25 protein-coding genes and 1 tRNA gene are annotated in these 17818 nt (G+C 65.5%); 10 read left to right on the top strand and 16 right to left on the bottom strand.

All coding sequences use genetic code 11. From position 1 onward, the window contains the following. Positions 1–78: 78 nt before the first annotated feature. The 9 genes from INQ43_RS01735 to INQ43_RS01775 form a co-directional block, all read right to left on the bottom strand. Positions 79–1167 carry a type IV secretion system protein gene (locus tag INQ43_RS01735; RefSeq protein WP_194036923.1) on the bottom strand — a complete coding sequence of 363 codons (1089 nt, stop codon included), beginning with the start codon at positions 1165–1167 and terminating at the stop codon, positions 79–81. Between the two features lie 10 nt (positions 1168–1177). Then, positions 1178–1453: a hypothetical protein gene (locus tag INQ43_RS01740; protein WP_194036924.1), complete on the bottom strand. Its 276-nt coding sequence runs from the start codon at positions 1451–1453 to the stop codon at positions 1178–1180. Between the two features lie 12 nt (positions 1454–1465). Next, positions 1466–2158, bottom strand: a complete 693-nt coding sequence (locus INQ43_RS01745) for a type IV secretion system protein (protein ID WP_194036925.1) — start codon at positions 2156–2158, stop codon at positions 1466–1468. A gap of 32 nt (positions 2159–2190) precedes the next feature. Continuing rightward, complete coding sequence (locus tag INQ43_RS01750) at positions 2191–2673, bottom strand: hypothetical protein (protein ID WP_194036926.1); 483 nt, start codon at positions 2671–2673, stop codon at positions 2191–2193. A gap of 129 nt (positions 2674–2802) precedes the next feature. Next, positions 2803–3132: a pyocin activator PrtN family protein gene (locus INQ43_RS01755; RefSeq protein WP_194036927.1), complete on the bottom strand. Its 330-nt coding sequence runs from the start codon at positions 3130–3132 to the stop codon at positions 2803–2805. Next, entirely contained in the window at positions 3107–4102 is a 996-nt protein-coding gene (locus INQ43_RS01760; protein WP_194036928.1) for a relaxase/mobilization nuclease domain-containing protein, read from the bottom strand. Before INQ43_RS01760 ends, INQ43_RS01755 begins: the two co-directional genes overlap by 26 nt. Next, on the bottom strand, positions 4099–4629 hold the full coding sequence (locus tag INQ43_RS01765) for a hypothetical protein (protein WP_194036929.1): 531 nt from the start codon (positions 4627–4629) through the stop codon (positions 4099–4101). Before INQ43_RS01765 ends, INQ43_RS01760 begins: the two co-directional genes overlap by 4 nt. Positions 4630–4897: 268 nt before the next feature. Next, positions 4898–5785: a helix-turn-helix domain-containing protein gene (locus INQ43_RS01770; RefSeq protein WP_194036930.1), complete on the bottom strand. Its 888-nt coding sequence runs from the start codon at positions 5783–5785 to the stop codon at positions 4898–4900. A 6-nt stretch (positions 5786–5791) separates the two neighbouring features. After that, a complete protein-coding gene (locus INQ43_RS01775; protein ID WP_194036931.1) occupies positions 5792–6019 on the bottom strand; it encodes a helix-turn-helix domain-containing protein in 228 nt (75 codons plus the stop codon). Between the two features lie 162 nt (positions 6020–6181). Here INQ43_RS01775 and INQ43_RS01780 point away from each other — a divergent pair, with 162 nt between their 5' ends. Next, a complete protein-coding gene (locus INQ43_RS01780; protein WP_194036932.1) occupies positions 6182–6553 on the top strand; it encodes a hypothetical protein in 372 nt (123 codons plus the stop codon). 139 nt (positions 6554–6692) lie between these two features. On the opposite strand, the gene INQ43_RS01785 is transcribed toward INQ43_RS01780, so the two are convergent. Genes INQ43_RS01785 through INQ43_RS01805 form a run of 5 tightly spaced genes read right to left on the bottom strand, consistent with a single transcriptional unit; the run spans position 6693 to position 9091 of the window. Further along, complete coding sequence (locus tag INQ43_RS01785) at positions 6693–7127, bottom strand: hypothetical protein (RefSeq protein WP_194036933.1); 435 nt, start codon at positions 7125–7127, stop codon at positions 6693–6695. Next, positions 7127–7312, bottom strand: a complete 186-nt coding sequence (locus INQ43_RS01790) for a hypothetical protein (RefSeq protein WP_194036934.1) — start codon at positions 7310–7312, stop codon at positions 7127–7129. The genes INQ43_RS01785 and INQ43_RS01790 overlap by 1 nt, the downstream gene beginning before the upstream one ends. A gap of 24 nt (positions 7313–7336) precedes the next feature. Beyond that, positions 7337–7630, bottom strand: a complete 294-nt coding sequence (locus INQ43_RS01795; protein WP_194036935.1) for a helix-turn-helix transcriptional regulator — start codon at positions 7628–7630, stop codon at positions 7337–7339. 2 nt (positions 7631–7632) lie between these two features. Next, entirely contained in the window at positions 7633–7959 is a 327-nt protein-coding gene (locus INQ43_RS01800; RefSeq protein WP_194036936.1) for a type II toxin-antitoxin system RelE/ParE family toxin, read from the bottom strand. Between the two features lie 34 nt (positions 7960–7993). Then, positions 7994–9091: a site-specific integrase gene (locus tag INQ43_RS01805; RefSeq protein ID WP_194036937.1), complete on the bottom strand. Its 1098-nt coding sequence runs from the start codon at positions 9089–9091 to the stop codon at positions 7994–7996. Positions 9092–9265: 174 nt separating this feature from the next. On the opposite strand from INQ43_RS01805, the gene dusA reads away from it, so the two are divergent. The 5 genes from dusA to INQ43_RS01830 all read left to right on the top strand — a co-directional run bounded on the left by dusA (position 9266) and on the right by INQ43_RS01830 (position 13875). Further along, positions 9266–10246, top strand: coding sequence for a tRNA dihydrouridine(20/20a) synthase DusA (gene dusA, locus INQ43_RS01810; protein ID WP_255518480.1), 981 nt, complete (start codon positions 9266–9268; stop codon positions 10244–10246). After that, entirely contained in the window at positions 10243–11166 is a 924-nt protein-coding gene (locus tag INQ43_RS01815; RefSeq protein WP_194036939.1) for an arginine deiminase-related protein, read from the top strand. The genes dusA and INQ43_RS01815 overlap by 4 nt, the downstream gene beginning before the upstream one ends. A 135-nt stretch (positions 11167–11301) precedes the next feature. Next, complete coding sequence (locus INQ43_RS01820; protein WP_194036940.1) at positions 11302–11703, top strand: PepSY domain-containing protein; 402 nt, start codon at positions 11302–11304, stop codon at positions 11701–11703. 66 nt (positions 11704–11769) lie between these two features. Next, positions 11770–12453: a response regulator transcription factor gene (locus INQ43_RS01825; RefSeq protein ID WP_043959170.1), complete on the top strand. Its 684-nt coding sequence runs from the start codon at positions 11770–11772 to the stop codon at positions 12451–12453. A gap of 24 nt (positions 12454–12477) precedes the next feature. Continuing rightward, complete coding sequence (locus INQ43_RS01830; RefSeq protein ID WP_194036941.1) at positions 12478–13875, top strand: ATP-binding protein; 1398 nt, start codon at positions 12478–12480, stop codon at positions 13873–13875. A 6-nt stretch (positions 13876–13881) separates the two neighbouring features. Here the strand turns inward: INQ43_RS01830 and INQ43_RS01835 are convergent, their stop codons facing one another. Both INQ43_RS01835 and INQ43_RS01840 read right to left on the bottom strand, forming a co-directional pair. Further along, positions 13882–14625 (bottom strand): M90 family metallopeptidase, encoded by a 744-nt coding sequence (locus tag INQ43_RS01835; protein WP_194036942.1) that lies wholly within the window; start codon positions 14623–14625, stop codon positions 13882–13884. Positions 14626–14705: 80 nt separating this feature from the next. Continuing rightward, positions 14706–14966, bottom strand: coding sequence for a hypothetical protein (locus INQ43_RS01840; protein ID WP_194034872.1), 261 nt, complete (start codon positions 14964–14966; stop codon positions 14706–14708). A gap of 172 nt (positions 14967–15138) precedes the next feature. Between INQ43_RS01840 and INQ43_RS01845 the strand changes: the two genes are divergently transcribed. From INQ43_RS01845 to INQ43_RS01860, 4 genes are all read left to right on the top strand, one after another. Further along, positions 15139–16197, top strand: a complete 1059-nt coding sequence (locus INQ43_RS01845) for a biotin--[acetyl-CoA-carboxylase] ligase (RefSeq protein WP_194036944.1) — start codon at positions 15139–15141, stop codon at positions 16195–16197. Between the two features lie 2 nt (positions 16198–16199). Next, positions 16200–16949: a type III pantothenate kinase gene (locus tag INQ43_RS01850; protein WP_194037522.1), complete on the top strand. Its 750-nt coding sequence runs from the start codon at positions 16200–16202 to the stop codon at positions 16947–16949. Between the two features lie 37 nt (positions 16950–16986). Further along, positions 16987–17727: an SPOR domain-containing protein gene (locus tag INQ43_RS01855; RefSeq protein ID WP_194036945.1), complete on the top strand. Its 741-nt coding sequence runs from the start codon at positions 16987–16989 to the stop codon at positions 17725–17727. Positions 17728–17739: 12 nt separating this feature from the next. Next, positions 17740–17815: transfer RNA gene (locus INQ43_RS01860), tRNA-Thr, on the top strand. Positions 17816–17818 lie beyond the last annotated feature (3 nt).

Below are 17818 nucleotides of genomic sequence, written 5' to 3' on the forward strand. Positions count from 1 at the left end.
GCGAGCAATGCTCGTGGACCCCCTGCTGCGGCCTGCCGGCGAGGATACAACCTCGGGCATGCCGCGCGTCCCAACACGTCAACCACGAATCACCGTGTTGGGGTGTTGGTACTTTCTTCTGGCCATCTCAAGCCCCTTCTTCACAACGTAGTTTGCCGCCCGCCCTCCTGCTGCGGCCGTCGATCCGATCGCCTTGCCAGCGGATGTGTTCGGCATCAGGCCTCTCCGGGAGCTCCCGGTGATGGCGGCTCGCGCGAAGTCGCCCCCAGCCGAGGCAAGCTTGCCTGCGAGGTTCTGAGAAGCCATCGCCGCTCCACCGCCGAGTGCGGCAGCCATTGACCTGGTCTGAAGCAGCACGGCCGCAATCGCGATGGTCATCCCAATCAGTTTCAGGGTGTTGACCACGGTCTCCGACAGCGTGGTGATCGGCAGCATGGATAGGTACTGGTCGAACATGCCGAAGACCAAGCCGACGGTCACTGCGACCATGACATAGAGGATCGCGAAGTTGACGAGCTGCCCCAGCCAAGTTTCGAACCAGCGGTAGGTCGTTGGAAAGATGGCGAAAAGGATGAACAAGGGTCCGATTGCCAGCAGCAGCGCCGTGGCGAGGAAGGCCACCAGCAGGATGCCCGCGGCGATTGCAACGAGTGCCGCGGCGGCCAGGTAGACCAGGATGGCCAACGCGTAGTAGCCCATGCCGGCGATGGCCGCCTTGATCCCGGTTTGTGCCATCTCGTCGCCTTTGTCCCAGGCCTTGTCGCCGACGTCGAACCCCTGTTGGAGTGAGGCGTCGAGCACCGTCGCGATGGAGACCGGTTCGTATCCCCCGCTGCTTCCTTCGTAGGCCAGTTCCGAAGCCATCTCGGACGGCACCCTGAGGAAGAAGTCGGCGACGTAGTCCTGGTAGATGCCGACGGTCAGCGCGAACCCGACAATGATGCACATGCGGATGATCCGCTTCATGCCGTCGGTGAAGGGTTCGCTGATCTGTCCGGATGCCATTGCAACGCCCCAGAACAGCACGAACAGGGTCAGCAGGATGACCGCCGTCGGGCCGATATAGCCGATCATCACAGCTGACTTGTCGTTGACGTAGGCGGTCACGGTCTCCGGGATGTTCTCCAGGAGGAAGTGGGCGATGCGGGTGGTCTCTGGTGCGGCCATGTCCTTCTCCTCAGAAAATCTTGTCGCGCAGTTGGCACCACGGGTCGTCCTTGCGTTCCGCGCGTGGCACCTTGGAGCAACGGAAGTAGACCTCCTCCGCCTTGGCTCGACTCACGGCATCACTGCCGGTTACTTCGTCGAGGGCAGGGGGCGTGGTCATCGAGCCGGGATCGAACGCAGGCTTGACCTCTAACGTGGCTCGCAGTTGGGCGTCACCGGTATCGGTTCGACTGCATGCAGCCGCCAACAGGGCGGCCGCGAGGACGGTGGCGAGACGGGCTTGCATGTTCCGGCTCCGTCAGTAGCCGCCGGCACGCAGCCGGAAGCCGGATTGGATGGCCTCGCTCTCCTGGATGCTGTCGCGCTTGGCGATCATTGCGTTCATCGCCTGCAGCTTGATCAGCTCGTTCGTGAGCATCCCGGTCTCGACCTGCAGCCTGGCCTCTAGGTCCCCGATGGCCTTCATGTCCTGGGCGGAGTTGATCTCACCCATGAGACCCTGGAGTCGTTCAAACCGATCGCCGGAGTTGTCGTAGATCTGGGCATTGAGTGCTTGCGCGCTCGCGTCATGCTCGAGGTTGCTGCGCAGGGATGCGGTCACCTCGTCCAAGACACCGTTGAAGTGCTCATCGTCGAGTTGGGATGCCTGCTCGGCGATTGAATTAGCAAGGCTTCCGATTGATCCACCGCCCTCCATGGCTGCCAGAGTCTCCTGCCAGTTGCGCGGAACAGCGCTCGTGTAGTTCTCAGGCATGATCCCGCCCAGTCCGCGATTGCCCGTCAGCGACTCGTACTGTTGCCTGGCCTGCTGCAACTGGGCCTGCAGCTGCGCCAGCTGCTCGACCATCTGCGTGTACTGCTGGATCGCGTTCATGAGGTTCGCGACGTCCAGCACGGGAATGCCCGAGGCTCGGACAGGGACGGTGGAAACGACGCCGCCGACGGCGGTCACGCCCAGCGTGATTGAAAGAGCAAGGGCCTTGATCTTCATTGCGGTGTTCCTTGTAGTCGGAGGGATGGGGCCTAGCGGCGCGGCGAAGGCTCGAGCAGTCCCAGACAGTGCACCGCGGCGCCGGTGACCAGGCCGAGGCAGATGACCGCCACGTAAGTCCGGTTGATCGAGACGAGGGGGAGGAGGTTGACGACGCCCGTGACCAGGAAGGGCGCTAAGGCGATGAACGCGCCAACGATCCAGTGGGGTATCAGCCCGGCTCTAAGCAGCTCGCGGTAGATCGCCGCGCCAGTGGAGAGCAGCCCGAGCAGGACAATCGAGAGGCTGGCCGAGGGGCTGACGTAGGAGACGGCAAAGGACGTGAGCCAGGTCACGATCGCCAGGCTGCCGCCCGTAACGATTGCTGGCGCGAACCGGGAGATCCATTTGGTCACGGACTCAGGTTCGAGGCCGCCAGTTCTGATGGTGACGGTCTCAGGCTCCCGCCTTCGGACGATGACGCGGGTAGGTTTGACTGTGATGATTGCGGTTGAGCGCTGGTCCTGGGCGGACATGGTCTTCTCCTCACGTGGCTATGGATGCGACCTGCTGGAGCCGGTCGTGCCGCGGAGGGATGCCTTGAGCTTTTGCGCAGTGCGCCGGGTGTGACCCTTCACCCGTGGTGCGAAATTTTAGACCGGACTTTAAGACAGGCGGTGCGTGGCGCCGTTGACTCTTCGCCACTCTTGTAGTGCCTGCCGTCTCTGGCTTTCGATGTAGTCAGCGAGATCTTCCACGTTCACCAGCCAAGGCGACTTCTGGCTGCCGCACCGGAAAGCTGGTACCGGCAGGGCGGCGCGGGCCGCGCGCTTCGCTGCCTCGTCAGGCGAGTAGCCGAACAGCTCCGAGCATCGGGCAAGTGGAACGGTGGTGCTCCCGTATTCGCAGGCCATCAGGAACATTCGCATCGCGCGACCGGACTCGCCGGTCTGCAGGATGTTCAGGTCTTCAAAGCGTCCTTTCGGGCTTCGCATCGTGTCGCTCCTTCTGTTGTTGGATGTGCTGGCGCAACTGCTTCTGCAGCTGCATCCGTTCGGTCTCTGGCGCGGGCATGTGCGCCAGGAAGCTGCGGATCTGTCGGGCAAGCTCCTGGCCGGCGCCGGTCGTGGCCTGTGACAGCTCGTCGGCAACGCGGTTCCAGTCGGTGCGTGTCTGCGCCTGTCGTTCCACTGCCGCCTTGTCGGGCTCTTGCAGGCTGGAGCCAAGTCGCGCCACTGACTTCAAGACCTCGGACACCTTCGCCTTCTGCACCGTCGATCGCTTCGCCTTGTCAGCGTGAAGGACGCCTTGCTTTTTGGGCTTGCGGACCACGCCACGTGTGCGCCTGGGGGTGGCCTCCGCGGCGATACCGTGCTGCCGGCAGGCGGCGGCGAAGGCGACGCGCCAAGCCTGCAAGTCGTCACGTTTCGGATTCAGCCGACGCCCTGAGAAACCAAGGGATCGCACCGTCAGGTGGCAGTGCGGATGATCGGTGTCGTCGTGACGCACGAGCAGGTACGAATGTTCGGCGCCGAAGATCTCCCGGCCGAACTGGCGCGCAGCGTCCAGGAGCTTGTCCCGATCCGTGCCAGGTGGCATCGACAGGATGACGTTGACCGTATCGCGACTGTTGCTGCGGCGGTTGAGCCCACTGCCCTCCATCCAGGCGGCGGCGGTCTCCTTGACCATCCGCCGGCCCGTGATGAGTCGACCGCTCTCGTCCTCGGCGGTCAAGTCGCCGTTGCGGGTGATGTAGCGCAGGTGCTCCTCGACATGCTTCCCACCTTTGGCCTTGCCCGAAATCCGAACCATCACCTCCGGGGTGCGCGCCGTTATACGCGCGACCGTCCGTAGGTCTTCCGCCAGCGACGCCCGGCGCCGCTTGTCGTCGAGGATGGGCGAGCCCTTCGTCCAGCGAACAGGGCCGCGCAACAGGCGGTCCAGGGATTCGAGCGTCTGGCTCATTTCCAGCCTTCCTCAGGTGCCCATCGAGTCGTGGCCGCCTCCACCAAAGCGCGGACCTGCTCGCGCAGGGCAATGACTGCCGAAGCGGTTTCGACGAGTACCGGGTCGCGATCTTTCAATGTCTCGATCCTGCCTTGGTGCAGGGTTCGAGTCAGCTGATTGAGGTTCGTCCCGACCATGGAGAGCTGGTAGGCAGCACGGCCGACAGCTTCGGCCTCTGCGGGGAGCAGGGTCGGCGCTTGGAGGAACCGCGCTCGCAGCGTGCCGAGGACAATCCCGGGCCGGGTGGTCCCAGCATTGCGCGCCGCTCTGGTAACGGCTTCGAAGATTTCCGGTGTCACCCGAACCGTGAGCCGCATCGAACGGGTGGTCGCTCCCCTCAGGTCGGCACGGGCATCGGGGTTCGACTTGACCACGGTGGAGATCACCCGCCGAAGCAGCGCGGCTTCGGTCGTTCCGGACTGTCTCGCGAGGCTGCGGAAAGCTTCCTTCGTGGCACGGTCGAGGCTGGTCTCTACGCGAGGCATGACATGCCCCCGCGGATCTGCGCGGCCAATGGGGAGTGGGACCGCCGGGAGGAATCCCGGGACTTGGCACCGCCAAGGCTATCCTGCACTCCCCATAGAGAGTCCAGCATGCTGGACTCCTGCACTCCCCATAGAGAGTCCAGCATGCTGGACTCCTGCACTCCCCATAGAGAGTCCAGCATGCTGGACTCCTGCACTCCCCATAGAGAGTCCAGCATGCTGGACTCCTGGGCCAATACGCTGGACTGCTGCGATGTGTGGAATCTGCTCAGCATGCAGAGCTCCCGCTACGAAGCAGCGCCGTAACGGCCTCCATGTGTTTCTTGGTGGTAGCCGGGTCGGCTGGCTTCAGGCGCGCCCGCTCGGCAGCGCGTTGTCGGGCCGCCGACTCCTGCGCGGCGCGGTGGGCGCGCTCGCTCTCGATCGCACGACACCTGTTTGGCGTGAAGCCCCGGGTGAGTAGCGTGTGGAGCAGGCCTCGCCAGTTCTCGATTCGACCAGCTCTCTTGAGCCCTTCGATCTCGTCCAGAATCTGTTGGGCCAGCTCCGGAGCAACCCCGCGCAACATCTCGATGGCCTCAGCCTGGTCGCCCGCGCTCAGGCTTTGAGGAGGAACAAGCAAGGCTTGTTGTCCTGCCGGCTTGTCGTCGCCATTACGCGTTTCATTCACGACTACTACGGCTTCTGACTCCACGGGTGGCGATCGCCGCGCATCCCCTGTTGTAGTGGTCGTTCTTCTAGATAGTGCTTCTGTAGTACGCGACGGTTTTACGGGAACCCCGGTTTCCCGTTCGTGGCGCGGGACCACGTCCGGGTTTTCCGGATGTGGTGTGGACGCGCTACTGACGAAGGATTCCGGATCCTCGGTGAGGGTCCAGGTTGCTCGGATGAAGCGGCCCTTAGGTCCTCGGACACGTTCGATGACCAGATAGCCGAGCTTCTGCAGCTCGGCCAATCCTGATGCCGTCGAGTCCCTCCCGTCAGATGCCTTGATGGTCAGCTTCTCAATGCTGAAGCGGAAGTTGTCGGAGTGACTCCACAGGTAGCAGAAGAGCCCGCGAGCCTTCCAGCTCAGGCGCGCATCCCGCAGGAGTTCGTTGCCCAGCGTGGTGTAGTGCCGGCTCCGCTTCTTCCGGATGGTGGCGATCTCGCCCACGACGATTCAGGCCTCGTCGATCAAGCGGGCAATATCGGCGGTGCGGAACATCACACGCCGGCCAAGCTGGGCGCGGCAAGCTCTGAGCTTGACGGCGAGCTCTCCGTCCCCTCGACCCTGATTGACCAGGACACGCAGCGCGTTGGGCTTGCGGCCCAGTATTTCGGCCACCGCCTCAATCGGAATGAGGGGAGCTCCGTACTTTTGTGTGATGTGTAGTTCCGTAGCGGTCATTGAGCTCTATTCCAGTGCGGCCTCTGGAGGTAAGCTCACATGCACGCTATCATCGGTCAAGTTACTGATTTATAAGGTAATTGTGCTACTGTGCCACTGTGCGATTTAGCCACTGTGCTCTGAGAAGTGGTCCAACTTCGCTGCTCATCCAAGGGGTTACGGGTGAGGCTGCTCGCCTTCTTTTCGGTGAAACCGACAGCAGAGACGAATTCTATGGATGAACCAAACGTAAACGAAAGGATCGTCCGGTTGTCGCGATTGTTCTTGAAGGTTTCTTGGGTTCTCCGCAGCACACCTGTGGTCACGTTTTCGCTTGTTGGCTTTCGCAAGAATCCCGACGTCAATGGCGTGCTGATCAAGATGCGTCGGGACCTTGCAGCCATTGACGCCAACCTGCGAGCGATCAAGCGTTTAGCGCGATGGCAATCTGATCGTCCAAGAGACGATGAACTGCCGGCACGTACGCGAACCGAATTGCAGAGCACGGACTTGGCCGCTCTCGCCAGAAACCTGCATCTGGAACCGCGTCCATAAACGGTTCTTTGCGTGCAGACCAAACCGGATTCGCAAGAATCCGGCGAGCCGCAGGACGCGGCGAGTGGGCCACACGGATGGTGGCCGGGTGCCCGGACGGCACGCCAGTCGCGGAGCGACAGGGAGGATCAGCTGGAAATCATCCGATCAGCAAGTTCCAGCTGAGATATCCGACGCCGAGCGTGACGCCGAGAAGCGCCACAGCCAGGAGTAAGCGTCGGAGGGCATAGACGAGGAGGGCAGCGGCCAAGGTGCTGACAAGGAATGCCGCGACATAGCCGAACACCCATCCAGACGTGAGGTCGTCAGGCCCGGTCGACCGATAGAGCAGAACGGTTGCGATCCCTCCCGCAAGTGGCGCCAAGACGAGGATGACCAAGCCGAGGAAAGTCTCGAGGAGACCTCCGGTGGTAGGGCTGGCGCTGCCGTCGCCTTCGCCATTCTGCTGGAGCCAGGCGCCGTCGGACTCGTCGTAGGTGTCCGGCCTTCCGTAGCGGTCCGGATGGAGCTCGTTCCATCGCTCCAGGTACGAGCGATTTGGATCGGGACCCAGTTGGATAGGGCGCTGGGACATCAGAAGCCTCGTTGGCTGAGCCGGTGATGGAGGAGGGGATCACGCTGGATCTCCTCCAGCGTCCGGATCATGCCGCTGACCATCTGATCGGTCGGCGACGGTGATGGCACGTCGGTTCGGTCCGCTTGTTGTTCTTTCGTGTGCAACTCGAGCGGGGCTTCTTGGGAGGCGCGCTTGTCCGTCACTGCAGTCGCTCCGAGGTAGATGGACTATGCGGCTTCCAGCTCAACGTGGACCTGCTGGCCAAGCGCGGCCGCGATGTTCACCAGCGCGTCAAGCGAGAAGCGGCCAATACGGCCGCGCAGCAGGTCATTGATACGCGGCTGGCTGATACCGCAATGTTCGGCAGCCATGGCTTGCGTCCAGCCCTTGTCCTGCACGAGTGCCGCGATCTTGCGCATGAGTTCGGCGCGCACCTTCAGGTTTGCCGCTTCCTCGGCCGTATCTGAAAGCGCATCCCAGACGCTGGCGAATCGGTCGGGGTTGGTCGTGGTGTTGCTCATGGTCACTTCCTGCTCAGAAGGGCGAAGCGCTGCTTCGCCAGCTCGATGTCCCGTTTCGACGTGGCCTGTGTCTTCTTCTGGAAGGCATGGAGGACATAGACCGCGTCGGCCAATCGAGCGGTGTAGATGACGCGGTACGCCCCGCTGTCGTCCCGCACACGGATCTCCTCAACGCCTTTGCCGATCGTCGGCATGGGCTTGAAGTCGTCGGGCTGCAATCCATGTTGCACACGATCCAGCTGGTACCCAGCATCCCGCTTCGCGTCATCCGGGAACTCCCGCAGGCTATGCAGGGAGTCTCCGAGGAACTCGATCGGCTTGACGGGCATGAGTATATCCGTATTGATATAAAGGGCAAGTGAGTCAGGCAGGAGCCTTTGCAGGCCTCTCCTCGACGTGCTCCGGCCGGAGGTGGGTGTACCGCTTCAGGGTCGTCCACGACTCGTGCAGCGTGAACTGCGCGACCTCCGGGATGTCGTAGCCGCGCTCGAACAGTCGCGAGGTCGCTTCGTGGCGGAGGTCATGGAAGCGGAGGTCCTCGAGGCCGCGGAGCCGGCAGGCGCGGGTGAAGTTGGCGCCAATCGACTTCGGGTTGTAGGGGAACACGCGCGGATCCGGCGTTGGTTTCCCGTCCGGGCCTTCCGCCATCACCTTGGGCTGCCGGTCGATGATCTCCCAGGCTTCGGACAGCAAGCGGAAGGCGCGGCGGTTGCCGACCTTCTTGCGCGGGTGCTTCACGTCGTCCAGCCAGGCGATGCCCTTGTCGCGATCAAGGTCAGCCCACTTGAGTCGGGTGATCTCTTCCTGGCGTCGGGCGGTCACAAGCGCGAAGCGGATGATGTCGGCCATCGGGATCTCCGCGCGCACGTCGCGGACGGCGAAGTGGTCGAGCAACGCCTTTTCTTCCGCAGGCATTACCCGGCGCTGGCGCTGCTTCGGCTTGGCGACGACCCGGCGTTGCCTCAACTCGTGCGAGGCGTCCTCCAGCAGCTGCAGGTTGATCGGCAGGCCCAGTGACGCTCGGGCGGTGCGGAAGACCCCGCGCAGCCAGATCAGGTCATTGTTAGCGGTGGCTGGACCGGCCCCCTCCCGTCGGCGAGCTTCGACATGTGCAATGTAATCCGCGGCCGTCAGCCGCAGCGCATTCTTCTTGGAGATCTCGTAGCCAGCCAGGCGTCTGAGATCGGCTTCCTTGGTGCGGCCCCAAGGCGTCAGCTCCTTGATGCTCTCCCCATACCAGGCCAGCAACTCGGCGACGGTGGAGCCCTTGCCTAGCGGTTCGCCGCGGGCGCGTTGCTGGTCGAGCTCTGCTTCGCGGCGGCGCATCCATTCGTTGGCCAACTGGCGCCGATCGAAGGTGGCCGACTCCGAAACGACGGTCTTGCCATCGCGCTTGAGGCGGATGATCGCCGTGTAACCTAGCGAACCGTTCTTCCGGCGGCGGGTAAGGATCGAGCCCATGTCGGCAGTGTAACAACGGGTTCGACGTTGCACTAAGCGTTACACTTCGTGGCCGGAAACGACCGAAATCAACCGAGCATGAGCGCAACTGAGGAACGCGAAATCTCCGGCAAGTCGTTGGATTTGCGCGAAAAGTCGCGGTATGACGCATCGTTGCGTCTCTCGGTCGCACCGATGATGGACTGGACCGATTCCCACTGCCGTGTCTTCCATCGCCTGCTTGCGCCCAACGCGCGCCTGTATTCGGAGATGGTCCACGCCAATGCGGTGATCCATGGCGACCAGGGGCGGTTGCTGGCGATGGACCCGGTCGAGCACCCCGTCGCGCTGCAACTGGGTGGCAGCGAGCCGGAGTTGCTCGCGCAGGCGGCGCGCATCGGCGCGCATACCGGATTTGACGAGATCAACCTCAACTGCGGTTGCCCCTCCGATCGGGTCCAGGCCGGCCGGTTCGGCGCCTGCCTGATGCGCGAGCCGGCGCTGGTCGCCGCATCGGTCAAGGCGATGATCGGCAGCTGCGACGTCCCGGTAACGGTCAAATGCCGCCTCGGGGTCGACGATGACCATGACTACGGCCGCTTCCGCGCCTTCATCGACGAGGTCGCCGATGCGGGCTGCACTATGTTTGTCGTGCACGCGCGCAACGCGTGGCTGAAAGGCCTGTCGCCCAAGGAGAACCGCGATGTGCCGCCGCTGCGCTACGACTGGGCGTACCGGCTCAAGGCAGAACGCCCGGACCTGCAGGTGATCGTCAACGGCGGCATCAACGACGCCGATGAGGCCACCATGCACCTGGATCATGTTGACGGCGCGATGCTCGGTCGCGCCGCCTACCACGACCCCTACCTGCTGCACCGGCTGGATGTGGCGTGGTTTGGCGGCGAGCTTCGCTCGCGCGCCGAGTTGTTGCGCGCCTACCGACCGTATGTGGAGGCGCAACTGGAGCGCGGGGTGTACCTAAAGCACATCGTCCGTCATGTGCTGGGGTTGTTCGCCGGCCAGCACGGCGGCCGCGCATTCCGCCAGGTACTCAGCGAGGGCGCACACAAACCTGGCGCCGACTGGTCGCTGATCGAACGCGCGGTGGCCATCACCGGGTCCTTTGCATACGATGCCGCGGCCTCCATTCCTTCTTCCGCCACGGGCCGCCCATGATCACGCGAGACACAGCCAGCTTCCTCCAAATCGCCACCACGGCGGCGCCCGACTTCGGCCCAGCGACCGCCCGCGCCGCCTTCATGGTGGCCCCCGACGGTTTCCAGCTGGCCGAGCAGTCCGCCGCCGACAACCGCTACATGGCGCCGGCCGACGGCTTCGATGCCGCCCGCGCATCGGCCCAGCACCGCGACCTGCAGCGTGCGATCTCGCAGGTACTGCCGACCGTGTGTTTCGCCGGCGATCCCGAAACGCCGGACGCGCTGTTCCCGAACAATGTCTTCGGCACCGCGCGGGTGGACGGGCAGGCGCGCTACGTCATCGGCCGCATGCGCCACCCGGTGCGCCAGCGTGAAGCCGGGCGCGCGGACATCCGCGGGTTCTTCGGCGATGTGCTGGGCTACGCACCCGTCGACCTCTCGGAGCAGCCACACCCCTGCGAGTTGACCGGTGCCCTGGTGATCGATCGCGCCCGCGGATTGGGATTCGCCGGCCTGTCGGAACGCTGCGACGAGGAGGGCGCGCGCCTGATGCACGAGGCCTTCGGGCTGCGAGCCACGCTGATGTTCGACCTCGCGCCGGGCGAGTACCACACCAACGTCGTGCTGGCGGTGCTGGCCGGGCGAGCGGCGGTGATCTGCCCGCGCGGGTTTGCCGACGCTTCGGTGATCCGGGCGCTCGACTCGCTGTATGGCCCGCGCGCGATCCAGCTCGCGCCGGGCGAGCACGCTGCTTTCGCCGGCAACTGCATCGCCCTGTCCGATGATCGCGTCTGGATGAGTGCGCACGCCGGCCGCTCCCTGCAGCCGTCGACCCGCGAGGCGTTCGCGGCCGCCGGCTTCACCGTGGACACCGTCGAGCTGGACGCGATCGAGGCCGGCGGCGGTTCGCTGCGCTGCTGCATCGGTGAAGTGTTCTGATTGACTGCACGCGTGCCGCGGGGGCAGTCTGAATGGCCCGTGGATGTAAAAAAAAAGTTCAGACCGGATTCACTGCCTCGTCCCGAGAATGAATCGCTGAAATCCGAAGCTGCCGACGCGCTCCGTCCGTTCAACATGCCCAGCTCTACCGTTCTTGCTGCCATATGCCTGACGCTTCTTGCGGCCACCGCCGCGGTCGCCGGCAGCGCGGTGGCGCAGACCCGTGACAAGGCGCGCGAGCCGGACCGGGAACGCGTCATCCGCGACGAGGGGCGGAGCGGTCACAGCAGCGCCAGCCACCGCGAACTCTCCGATGCGGTGCGCCGGGTCGAGCGCCGCACCGGCGGCCAGGTCCTCAGTGCCGAACGCGTGCCCTACGATGGCCGGGACGTCAGCCGGGTCAAGATCGTTGATTCCAGTGGGCGGGTGCGGGTCTACGTCGATGATCCGGCGCGCGGCGGCAACGAGCCGCCCAGCCGCGGCGGGCCACCGTCGCCATCGCAGCGTCCTGTCTCTACACGCCGCGCCGACAACTGAGGCATCATCTTGGTGGCATGACCCGCCTGTTCAGGTGGAGCGACACACAAGTCTCAAGGAGTATCCATGCGAATCCTGCTGGTGGAAGACGAAGCGCCGTTGCGCGAGACCCTCGCGGCCCGCCTGAAGCGCGAAGGGTATGCAGTGGATGCCGCCCAGGACGGCGAAGAGGGCCTGTACATGGGCCGCGAAGTCCCGTTCGATCTCGGCATCATCGATCTGGGCCTGCCCAAGATGTCGGGCATGGAACTGATCCAGGCCCTGCGCGACGAGGGCAAGAAATTTCCCATCCTGATCCTGACCGCGCGTTCCAGCTGGCAGGACAAGGTCGAAGGCCTCAAGCACGGCGCGGACGACTACCTGGTCAAGCCCTTCCACGTCGAGGAATTGCTGGCCCGGATCAACGCGCTGGTCCGCCGCGCCGCCGGCTGGAGCAAGCCGACCCTGGAATGCGGTCCGGTGACCCTCGACTTGGCGGCGCAGACCGTCAGCGTGGACGACGCGAACGTCGACCTCACCAGCTACGAGTACAAGGTGCTGGAGTACCTGATGATGCACGCCGGTGAACTGGTCTCCAAAGCCGACCTCACCGAGCACATCTACCAGCAGGACTTCGACCGTGACTCCAACGTGCTGGAGGTCTTCATCGGCCGCCTGCGCAAGAAGCTGGATCCCGAAGGCACCCTGAAACCGATCGAGACGGTGCGTGGCCGTGGTTACCGCTTTGCCCTGCCGCGCAGCGGCGAGTAGTTCCGCCCCGGGTACCCTGCACGCATGAGCCGGGCGCAGCCCAGCTCCCTGCAGGCGCGCCAACTGCTCGCAGCCAGTCTTGGCCTCGTCGCGTTCCTGGCGCTTGCCGGCGTAGCGCTGGACCGGGCGTTCCTGGACACCGCCGAGAGCAACCTCTACCAGCGCATGCGCAGCTACGCGCTTGCCTACGCGGACAGCGACTTTGCCCGCGATGGCACCTTCATCCCGCCCTACATGCCACCCGATCCGCGCTTCGACCGGCCCGGCAGTGGCCTGTACGCCGAGGTGGTGCTGCCCAAGGGCCTGGAGTGGAACTCGTCCTCCTCGGTCGGCCCGCTGCTCCCCGAAGGGCGCCTGCTGGAAGCCCGCTCGGAGATCTTCGAGGGCCCGCTGGAAATTACCGAGATCAGCGGCGAGCCGGGCCAGGCGTACCGCTATGGCCGCGGCCTGATCTACGCCAGCGGCGACGATCCCGACGCGGAATTTCCGTACACGATCTACATCCTGGAGGACACCGCCGCGCTGAGCCGCCAGGTGGAGGTGTTCCGCCGCGCTTTGTGGCGCTACCTGGGCGGCGCGGGGCTTGTACTGCTGCTGCTGCAGGGCCTGATCCTGCGCTGGAGCCTGCATCCCCTGCGGCGGGTGATCGAGGAGCTCAAGCAAGTCCAGCGCGGGGTGACCTCGCGCATGAGCGAGCGCCATCCGCGCGAGCTGGAGCCGCTGGCCGAAAGCATCAACGCGTTCATCGAAAGCGAGCGCGAGAACCTGGACCAGCAGCGCAATACCCTGGCCGATCTGGCCCACAGCCTGAAGACGCCGTTGGCCGTGCTGCGCACTCGCCTGGATGACGACGCGCCGGAGACGGAACTGCGCGAGGACGTCGCCACCCAGTTGCAGCGCATGAGCGACCTGGTGTCCTACCAGCTGGCACGCGCGGCGTCCGGCGGCCATGCGCTGTTCTCCGCTCCGGTGGATGTGGAGCCGCACGCCGAAGCACTGGTGAAGAGTCTGGAGAAGGTCTACGCCGCGAAGGGTGCGCTGTGCGAGTTCGATCTTGCACCGGGCGTGCAGTTCCACGGCGAAGTCGGTGACCTCCAGGAGCTGCTGGGGAACCTGCTGGAGAACGCGTTCAAGTGGGCGCGCTCGCGCGTGTTGTTGACGGTCAAGCCCGGCGAAGTCGCCCCCAACCGGCGGCCGGGCCTGTTGATCACCGTGGATGACGATGGCCCGGGCATCGCCCCGGAGAAGGTCGCCCTGGTCTTGCAGCGCGGCGTGCGCGGCGACGAGCGCGTGCAGGGGCACGGTATCGGCCTGGCGATCGTGCAGGACATCATCCGCAGCTATCGCGGCACGCTCGACGTCGGGGCCTCGGAAGAGCTTGGTGGCGCCAGGTTCGAGGTGCGTCTGCCGCCGCGGATCTGAGTCGCATCAAGCCGCGGCGAAGGGCGCGGCGCCGTACAGGCGGACCAGGTGCGCCGCCACCTCGGGCATGGCCTTCTGCAGCGTGGCCGGATCGCTGAAGTGGTACTCGGTGACCACCGCGAAGAACTCCTCCGGCGCCTCGGCCGCGTAGGGATCGATCGCGCTTGGCAGCCCCGCTTCCACGTTTGCCACCAGCCCCTCGTAGGCATGCTGGAAATCGCCCGCCCATTCCAGCTGCCAGTCGCGCGGCAGCGGCGGAGTGCCATCGAGCACGCCGTCAAGCGCGTCCAGCTTGTGGGCGATTTCGTGGGCGGCCACGCAGAACCCGGCGCGCGGATCGGCGCAGTCCGCCATGACGTCCGCCCAGGACAGGATCACCGGGCCCGCCTCCCAGGCCTCGCCGATCAACTCGTCGCTGCCTTCGTGCAGCACACCGGCGGCGTCCATGTGGCTGCGCTCGACCCGGAACGCGTGCGGGTAGACGATCAGCTGCGACCAGCCGTGCAATCCCTCTTCGCCGAACTCCAGCAGCGGCAGGCAGCACAGAGCAGCGAGCATCGCGCGCTGCGTCCGACCGAGCTGAAGCCCGGCCACCGGCGTGATGGTCTTCTCGTTGAGGAAGAGGGAGGCGAGTGCGTGCAGACGCTGGTCCCGTTCGCCGTCCAGCGCGGCGACCCACGGGAGCGCAACGCGCACTTCGGCCCAGACCGACGCATCGATGGGCGCCGGAGGGCGCCACCAGCGGCGCATCAGACGGATCACAGGATTTGGATCAAAGCACTTTGAAGCGATGGGTCCGGCGCAACCCAGCCCGGCAAAAGGGATGCGTCCTAGCGGAACATGCCCGGCAGGAAACTGTGCCAACGGGTCGACTGGGACCGGTTGGTCGGCAGATCGCCGTGGATGTCAGGGGTCAGCTTGCTCTCACGCGAAGGCGCCGTGCGGTCGGCGGCGGCCGCCGCCGGGGCTTCGCGCTCAGCGCTGCTGCCCGGGGGACAATCGGAGCCATCGGGTGCACTCATGCTGCCCTCGCCGGCCACTGCCGCCGAGCTCATCAAGGCGATCAACAGGAACATGGAGATCCGGAGCATAGGCACCTCGGTCGGCCGGGCAGGTCCCAGCCAGTGCTTGACTATAACGCGAAACGACTTGACGAATATGACCCGACGTCATATGGATGGGAGCTGGGTATTGTTCCGTTACAGGCTTGGACCAGAAGCCTGCGTCAGCAGCCCGGCGCGCCACTCGCGCATAATCGGTCGCATGGCAGCTCCACCCACCACTGTCGGCGCGTCGAGCGCGGAAAGTCCAGCCAACGAGCCGGCGGACGAGCGCGCGCTGCTCGCCCGCCTCATTGAGGGACCGATCCCGGCTGACGCCCGGGCCGGGAATGACGGGTCGGACGCCGCCGCCCTCTGGCAACGCGTCCAGGACCTGCAGCGAGCCGGCGTCCCGATCGACGAACAGGCGGGCGGCGCCTATCGGCTGACTCAACCCTTCGACCTCCTCGACAACCACGCCATTGTCGGGGCGCTGCCCGCGCCGGTACGGGCGCGAATCGCCTCGCTGGAAGTCGCCTGGGTACTGGGCTCCACCAACAGCGAGCTGCAACGACGTCCGGGCGCCGCGGATGGCGCGGCCAGCGTGCTGCTCGCCGAACGCCAGACGGCTGGTCGCGGCCGCCGCGGCAAGGAGTGGAGTTCGCCACTGGGCGCCCATGTTTACCTGTCGCTGGCGCGCACGTTCGGTGGTGGCTGGGCACGGCTGGGTGGACTGAGCCTGGTGGCCGGCGTGGCTACGGTTGATGCGCTCCACGCACTCGGTTACGGCATGGTGCGGCTGAAATGGCCGAACGATCTGGTCGTCCCGGCGGCGGATGGCGACCTGCGCAAGCTGGGCGGGCTGCTCGTCGACGGCGGCGGCGACCACGCCGGACCCGCGCGTGCGGTGATCGGGCTTGGCTTGAACGTACGCATGCCGGAGCGCTTCGGTGTCCTTATCGACCAGTCCTGGTGCGATCTGGCGCAACTGCCGGTTGCCACGCCGCCGCGCAGTGCCATCGCGGCGGCGATCATCGCGCGCTGGGTACCGGCGCTGGATGAGTTCAACCGGGACGGGCTTTGCGGATTCCTGACTCGCTACGCGGCAATGGACGCGATCGCCGGCCAGCCGGTGCGGATCAGCAGCGAAACCAGCTGCATCGACGGGGTGGCCCTTGGACTGGCGGGAGACGGCTCCCTGCGCGTACGGACGGGCGATGGCGCCGAGCGCTGTTTCCACGCCGGCGAGGTGAGCGTGCGCAGGGTCAAGGCGGATTCATGAGCGTGCAGCGCTGGGTACTCGACCTTGGCAACACGCGTCTGAAAATCGCTCCGCTGCAGGCGAACGGCGAAGCAGGCGAGTCGATCGCCCTGGAGCATCGCGGTGCCGATATCGCCGCATTGGCGGCCCGCCTGCCGCCGCAGATGGATGTCGCCTATCTCGCCAGTGTTACCCATGAAGGTTTGCGGGTCGGGCTGCTGGATGCGCTGGCGGCGCGCTGCCAACGCATTTCGCTGGCCCGCACCCAGCGTCGTTGGGGTGATCTGCGGATCGCGTACGCCGATCCGGCGCGGCTGGGAGTCGACCGTTTTCTTGCAATGATCGCCGCTCGCGCTCATGCCGCGCGCGTCGAGCATGAACCGGTGCTGGTATGCGGTGTGGGCACGGCCCTGACCCTGGACCTGATTGACGCGCAGGGGCGACACCTTGGCGGGCGCATCGCGCCATCGCCCACTGTGATGCGCCAGGCGCTCAACCGGCAGGTGGCACAACTGCCGGCCTGCGGTGGCAGCTACGTCGAGTTCGCCGTCGACACCCCCGATGCCCTGGCTTCCGGATGCGTCGGAGCAGCGCTGGGCCTGATCCAGCGCAGCCTGGCGGATGCCGGGTCGCGCCTGGGCACTGCGCCAGCGCTGTATCTGCATGGCGGTGGCGGGGAGGAGCTGCGGTCGTTGCTGCCGCAGGCCCGCTGGTCGCCGCGTCTGGTCCTGGAGGGCCTCGCGCAATGGGCCGCGATCGAGAAACCGGCTTGAGCCCGCCTGCGCGGAACCGACGGCTACAATCGCCGCCATGTTGATACGCGCCCTCGTCATCCTGCTGCTGATACTCAACCTGGGCGTCGCGCTGTGGGGGGTGTTGGCGGTCGGCCCGGCACCGACTGCCGCGCCGGTCGATATCCCGCCGGGTGTGGAGCGCCTGCAACTGGTGACCGAGCTCGCCGAGCCGAGCAAGCCGGCACCTGTAAGGGAGCCAACGATCCCGCTCGATATCGTCCAGTGCGCGGCTTTCGGCCCCTACGACACCGCGGAGGTAGCGTCAGCCGTGGGCAAGCGCGTGCAGCTTGAAGGTCTGGTCGACGGTGAAGCCACTGTGGCTGTGCTCACGACCGCGGTCCGCGCGGAGCCGGGGCGCCCGCCGCGCAGCTGGCGGGTCCTGTTGCCGCCTTTGCCCAGCGCGGCCGAGACCGACATCGTGGCCAAGCGCATTGTTGCCGCCGGCTTCAAGGACTACTACGTCATCCGCGACGGCGTCGACGCGAACGCGATTGCGCTGGGCCTGTTCCGTAACGAGCAGGCGGCGCGGGCACGCGCGGAAACGCTGCGCAAGGCGGGGTTTGACGCTGCCGTCGACCCGGTGGGAGCCGGCCCGGAAGAGTACTGGCTGGATGTGGGCGCCGATGCGGCTTTCATTGCTGACGCGGTTCGAAGTCAACTGGGCGCCGCGCGCACGCAGCCGATCGATTGCGAAAGTCTGGCTCCGTCTGCCGGACCCGAAGCGGTGGTAGTGGGGGATAATCCCGCGGCGCGGTAGAATGGGAGTTTCGCCGGCTTAGCTCAGTTGGTAGAGCAACCGCCTTGTAAGCGGTAGGTCGTCAGTTCGACTCTGACAGCCGGCACCAAGG

It is taken from the genome of Lysobacter sp. H23M47 (genome assembly GCF_015209765.1).
Classification (GTDB): domain Bacteria; phylum Pseudomonadota; class Gammaproteobacteria; order Xanthomonadales; family Xanthomonadaceae; genus Novilysobacter; species Novilysobacter avium.